At 36.8% G+C, this 6,509-nt stretch carries 3 protein-coding genes; 2 read left to right on the plus strand and 1 reads right to left on the minus strand.

The window, feature by feature from the left end; all coding sequences use genetic code 11:
* Positions 1–255 (minus strand): hypothetical protein (locus tag ABFR62_12380; GenBank protein MEN8139220.1); only part of this gene is annotated, 255 nt, incomplete at its 3' end.
* Between the two features lie 534 nt (positions 256–789).
* Between ABFR62_12380 and ABFR62_12385 the strand changes: the two genes are divergently transcribed.
* Together ABFR62_12385 and ABFR62_12390 are read left to right on the plus strand one after the other, a co-directional pair.
* Positions 790–1,608: a hypothetical protein gene (locus ABFR62_12385; protein ID MEN8139221.1), complete on the plus strand. Its 819-nt coding sequence runs from the start codon at positions 790–792 to the stop codon at positions 1,606–1,608.
* Between the two features lie 5 nt (positions 1,609–1,613).
* The gene (locus tag ABFR62_12390; protein ID MEN8139222.1) at positions 1,614–5,978 is read left to right on the plus strand and encodes a GEVED domain-containing protein; all 4,365 of its coding nucleotides are present in this window, start codon (positions 1,614–1,616) and stop codon (positions 5,976–5,978) included.
* The last annotated feature ends 531 nt before the right edge of the window (positions 5,979–6,509 follow it).

Below are 6,509 nucleotides of genomic sequence, written 5' to 3' on the forward strand. Positions count from 1 at the left end.
ACATTCCTTCCTCCTAAAAAATGTCGGGCTTTCCTCTTTTGTACATTCCTTCCTCCTAAAAAATGTCGGGCTTTCCACTTTTGTACATTCCTTCCTCCTAAAAGATGCTGGGCTTTCCACTTTTGTACATTCCTTCCTCCTGAAAAATGTCGGGCTTTCCACTTTTGTACATTCCTTCCTATTAAAAAATGTCAGCTTTCCCCGTTTTGGGATTGCTTCCTCCTGAAAAATGTCGGGCTTTCCACTTTTGAACATTGCTTCCTATTAAAAAATGTCAGCTTTCCCCATTTGGGGATTGCTCCCTCCTAAAAGATGTCGGGCTTTCCACTTTTGAACATTCCTTCCTCCTAAAAAATGTCAGCATTCCCCGTTTGGAGATTACTTCCATCTAAAAGATGACCGCTTTCCACTTTTGTGGATTCCTTCCTCCTAAGAGGTGTGGAGCCATCATTTTTTTCGGGATTGCTCCCTTGAAATACGGTTCGGGGTCTATGTAAAACAGTTTGAAATAAAATCAATTATAACATATCTAAAACTATATACAAAAGTCAGTTTTTGCTACAAAAACAATGTCAACAATACACCAAAAACCAATATATTCTACAATAATATTTTTCAAATACCTTAACTCACAACCCTTTATCTCCCTAATACAGCAACCCATCGCCAAAGCACTGCAAATCATCTAATTATTTTCTGTACCTAACTTTATCTGGTTATCCTTGCAACTTAATTCCCCCTACAACTTACAAGTACCACTATAACTTACAAATATCTAATTTATATGTTATGAAGAATTTATGTCAAACATTCTTTGTATTAGCTTTGATATTTCCGGTTATTGCTAATGCTCAGAAAATCGAAAAACTTGATGCGAAAGGACGATATCCTGTATTCGCAGAAAACGAACAGATAATTGTAGTTTCAAAGTCGAACTATAATTCAATCGAGAAGTTCGAACTAGCTACTAAGAAACAATCCATCATTGTTGAGGGAAGAGGTGTTGCCTACAAAAGTTACATTTCGGGCGAAGATGTGTATTTCAAAAAAGAAAATGAAATGACATCAATCAACCTAAAAACAGGCAGAAAACAAAAGCAATCACAGGCGGGAAGCCCAAAAGCTGCTGCTAAAATGAAATCCTTAAGTAAAAAATCTGAACGATATGCCATCGATGTAGTTCCGACTGTAATGATAGATGGTTTCATTGTTCTATTTAATGATGGAACTAAAAAAGAATTCTATCCACATGGAAAATCCATTTATGTAAATGCTGAATTATCACCTAATGGTTCAAAAGTACTTTACTCAGGACCTAAAGGAACAGAAATATTATCGTTGACTGATGGAACAATTCTCCCGTTGGGTGTTTTAGAAGCTGCAAAATGGGCAGGGGACAACAAAATTGTATATATGATCACTGAAGACGACGGACACACCCTTTTAAAAAGTGATGTTGGTATATATGACCTGTCTAAAAGAACAAAAAAGAACCTAACTGAGAATTTTGACGGATTAGCTCAACATCCGTCAGCAAACTCTGATGCTTCTAAAGTTCTTTTTTCTACAAATAAGAATGAAATTTATTTAATTACAATTAACAAATAACAAAGATGAAAAGGAAACTTATTCTTTTAGTTGCATTATTTGTTAGTTCAATAATTAATGCACAGTCACTTTCGCAATCGCAGGATATAAGCAATAGAATAGAAAGTGGTCTGCCAAACGATCTTCCAAACATATTTAGTGGCGTAAAAATCTGTTTAGACCCCGGACATGGTGGTCATAACGATGGCAATGACCGATACATATACTGGTTAGACAAATATATCGATGCAGATGATTACGGTATTGCATACTGGGAATCGAATGGTAACTTCTACACAGCATTATATATGCGCGAGGTTTTACAGGAACTTGGAGCTCTTGTTAAACTTACCAGAGAAATGAATGATAACGATATCATGTATGGTGTTTACGGCAACGGGGGAGCAATAGGAACTTCAGACCCTACACTATCGAACAGGGAAGCTATATCAAATAGTTTTGGAGCTAAATATTTTCAATCAATACACACCAACGCTGCAGGATCTGTTCCCGGTGCGGCTACACCTGATGAAATTGATTATGTAAGAACATTTATCCCTAACAGCAATAGCTCTACTCAGACAGCAGTTGCCACAAAAATGGCCAACTACCACAAAGAAATGAACCATACGCATGATACTCAGGCACAGGTTCACAGTTATTCGGTAACTGACGATGTTAATGCTTATGCTGTACTATCGGAAGGCGGTTTTCACACTCACGCTGCAGAAGGCAGAAGATTGCGAAGTACATTATACCTGCAAGCAAATGCAATGGCATGGATAAAAGCATTTGTAGCTCAGGAAGGCAAAGAAAATTTAATCACCTGGGGAGAAATAGGCGGAGTTGCATACTCAGGCACACCAAGTGAATTTAATGAAGGTGACCCCACTACAGGAAGAGGATTAGAATGGGGGCTTGGAGTAAACAGTGTAAAAGTAACATTGGATAAAGGCACTGCAAATGAAAAAAGTGTTGTTGTTGATCAAGACGAATTAGATTGTAATTACAACGAAGGAGAATATGTTTCAGGAGGCAATCATATTACTAAAGAAGGGGGATATAACGGATATTATTATTTCAACTTCGTATCGCCCGGAGAGCACACCTTAACTTTTGAAAAAGCAGGTAGTGCAACAAAAGTACAAACAGTAACTGTTACAAGAGGACAACACCTGAGAAACGATGTATTAATAAATGTGATCGGAGAACAGGCCAGTGCCCCTACACTAACCTTAGTAAAAGCAAATTCTGCTGATGGTGTAACTTTGAATTGGGTTCCAACCTACACAGGAGCAGACTTAATAGGGTACAGAGTATACTATGCCACTGACGACACGCAAACAATCTGGAAACTGGCAGCCGATGAAAACACTATCGGTGCTGACTCTAATAGTGCAACAATTTCGAAATCAGCATTTATTGACAAGAGTAGCCTTACTCCAAAAAATTATAAAATTGCAGCAGTTACAAGCGTAACTGTTGATGGCAACTCTACAACTATTGTTGGAAAAGAATCAAAAATACTATCGAAATACAATGGTGCAGCAAATTTTGATGTTCTGATAGTAGAAGGATTTACCCGTAGATCGTCTTATACCGGTACAGGTAATTTTATAAACAAATATATCTATGCAATTGCAGGCGCGGAATCTGTAAACATTGCATCGACCTACAATACAGAAATTCAAAACGGAAATGTAAACCTTTCTGATTTCGATGCAGTAGTATGGGTTCTTGGAGATGAATCATCAGGCGAATCTACACTTGCCTGGGACGAAAGAAATAAAGTTGACGACTATCTTATGGCAGGTGGAAACCTGTTTATATCGGGTTCAAATATTGCCTGGGACTTAGTCAGTAATGGAGATAGTGCTGATAAAGCGTTCTATGCCGATTATTTAAAGGCAGCTATGACGGGTGATGGTACTGCAAGCACAATTGCAAACGGAGAAGGATTATTAGCCGGTGTAAATATTGCCATAAACAGTGCATATACAGCCAATGATGCAGATGAAATTACACCTCTAAACGGTTCATCATTAGTGATGAAATACGGAAACGGAGCCGGTGCAGGAATATATTTCAAAGGAATATTCCCAAGTGGAACACAAGAAGGCTCAGTTATGTACTTATCATTTGGATTAGAAGCTGCAGCTACTGAAGATATGACCAAAGTATTAGATAAATATTTAAGCACTTTAAATATTAGTATAAACCAACAGGCGCCAATTGCAAACAATGATTCTATTGAGGTAACAATTAACGAAACAACTATTATTGATGTTTTAGCAAACGATACCGATGCAAATAATGATATTGACGCATCTACACTTACAATAGTTACCCAGGCATCGAATGGTACTGCATCTGTTGAAAATGGAAAAATAAACTATACTCCAAATACCGGATACGAAGGAAATGACTCATTCGAATATACAATTTCGGATTCTCAATCGAATGTTTCACAAGCTGCAGCTGTATCAATCACAGTTGTAAATCAAGAATGCGTACTTACTGCAACAAGCAATGCTGACTATTTCGTCAGATATATACAGGTTATTAACCTAAACGGTGATGAAGTTCTTTTGAACATTAGTAATGATGACGGGGGTTATGCAGACTACTCTACAATTACGGCAGATGTTGTACAAGGTGAAGAATACAGGCTACTAGCAAGAGGAAAATACGGAATTGACAACACTGTAAATCCTTCGTACTGGAAAGCCTGGATAGATATAGATGGCAATGGTGAATTTAATGGTATTAACGAAGAAATAGTATCAAAAGAAGGAGATGCTTATACATATTTCAACTTTACTATTCCATCAGATTTATCGCCGGGAAGCTACAAACTGAGAATTGCTACAAGTTCTCAGACAATTGATGCATGTGGAGCTATTACAGCCGGTGAAATTGAAGATTACACCTTGAATGTTTCTGGACCATTTACAAATCTTCCTCCGGTTGCTGCAAACGATAATGCAATAACTGCCGAAGATGAATCAATTGAAATAGATGTTCTTGCAAATGACACAGATGACAATAATTCGATTGATGTATCAACATTGAATATCGAATCTAACCCTGCCAACGGTAATGTACTGATTCAGGACAACAAAATAACTTATACTCCAAATGCTAATTACTTTGGAACGGATACTTTTACATATTCGGTAAAAGATGTTGAAGGATTGAAATCGGCAAATGCACAGGTTAGTATCGAAGTACAGGAATGTGATATGTCGGCAACAAGCACAGCAAATTACTTCGTAAGATATGTGGCTATTAATGACATCAATGACACTCCAATATTTGAAAATATTTCGTACAACGACGGGGGGTATTCAGACAATACAAACCTGGAAATTAGAGTAAATCCCGATTCTGAATATAGAATTATACTTAGAGGAAAATATGATATTGACAATACTCTAAATCCTTCGTACTGGAAAGCCTGGATAGACTATAACAAAGATGGTGATTTTGATGTATCGGAAGAGATTGTTTCGAAAGAAGGAGATGCATATTTATTCAACAATTTCTTTATTCCGGCAAATACTGAATCAGGCTCATATAAACTAAGAGTAGCAACAAGTTCTCAGCCGATTGCAACATGTGGGGCGATTAGTGAAGGAGAAATTGAAGATTTTACCTTAGTGGTCGAATCAACTGACATCCCTCCTGCACCACTATGTACTCTTACTGCTGACAACAGCGACTATGAATGGATTTCATTTGTAAAAATTGGAAACGAGAGCCATAGCTCTGGAAACGATGGAGGTTACGCCGATTATAAAAATATAGAATTCAATGTTGTAGGTGGTCAAACATACGACATAAGTCTTAATCCCGGTTATTCAGGAACTTCTTATAATGAGAATTGGAGAATATATATAGATCTCAATAAGGATGGTGACATGGAAGATGCCGGAGAACTGGTATACGATATTCCATCAATAACCAGCGGTTGGGTTTCCGACCAGATGACTATTCCGAATGCAGCCAATGGTGTATACTATATGCGAGTAGCTATGAATGGCAACTCTTCGGATTACACAATAAACCCATGTGGCAGTTTCGAATATGGTGAGGTACAGGATTACACTATCAATATATCGAACAATTTGTCTAAAAAATTAGATATGGCTGAGATCAATTTGATAGAAGTAAAAGCATATCCGAACCCTGTAACTGATGTACTTAACCTTGAACTCGATAATCAGGCAACATCTGTTACCGTATATTCAACAACCGGAGGAATCATTTTCCAGGAGGAAAATCCGGGTACAGAATTAACAATCGATACTTATTCATGGAACTCAGGCTTGTATGTAATTGCTGTGAATAAAGATGGAAAAACTAAAACTGTGAAGGTTATAAAAAACTAGATTAAAGTTCAATGTATTAATAACACCAATTATAATTCCAAATTTATAATGTTAATTTGCTGTTATTATTGGTATAACTTTGATACGACTGCCCTAAAGTATGTATGTCATAATTCATACTTTCAGGTCAGTCGTATTTGTTTATAAACAGCATATGAGAATAATAATGAATTTCAGAAACCTTTTGGTTCAGCGCAGCTAATGCCCTGTTAGATTTATTCAAGTGTATTTATTTTTTTAAGATTTCATGATTGCTATCGCAATTGAAATATAATTCTTTTTCACAAATTTAAAATTTCTTGCATAGCAGGGCTACGGAAATAAGCGAAGCGATTCATGAACTCCATTTAATTTTTTATTCGTGAATATTTACAAAAATTAACCCATTAAATCATTGACTCATTAAATCATTGACTCATTAAATCATTAACCCATTAAGAAATATTCCCCCACATAGTCTTGCTTTTCGAGATCTTCTGATAAGTTTCCCACAATGGTCTGTTTTCGGGTTTCAACAGTTGGGGATCATCG

This window comes from Bacteroidota bacterium, assembly GCA_039714315.1.
Taxonomy (GTDB): Bacteria; Bacteroidota; Bacteroidia; order Flavobacteriales; family JADGDT01; genus JADGDT01.

What these genes read in the sequence shown, in the direction of transcription:
- ABFR62_12385 (MEN8139221.1), top strand. Translation starts at nt 790, where the DNA reads ATGAAGAATTTATGTCAAACATTCTTTGTATTAGCTTTGATATTTCCG.
- ABFR62_12390 (MEN8139222.1), top strand. Translation starts at nt 1,614, where the DNA reads ATGAAAAGGAAACTTATTCTTTTAGTTGCATTATTTGTTAGTTCAATA.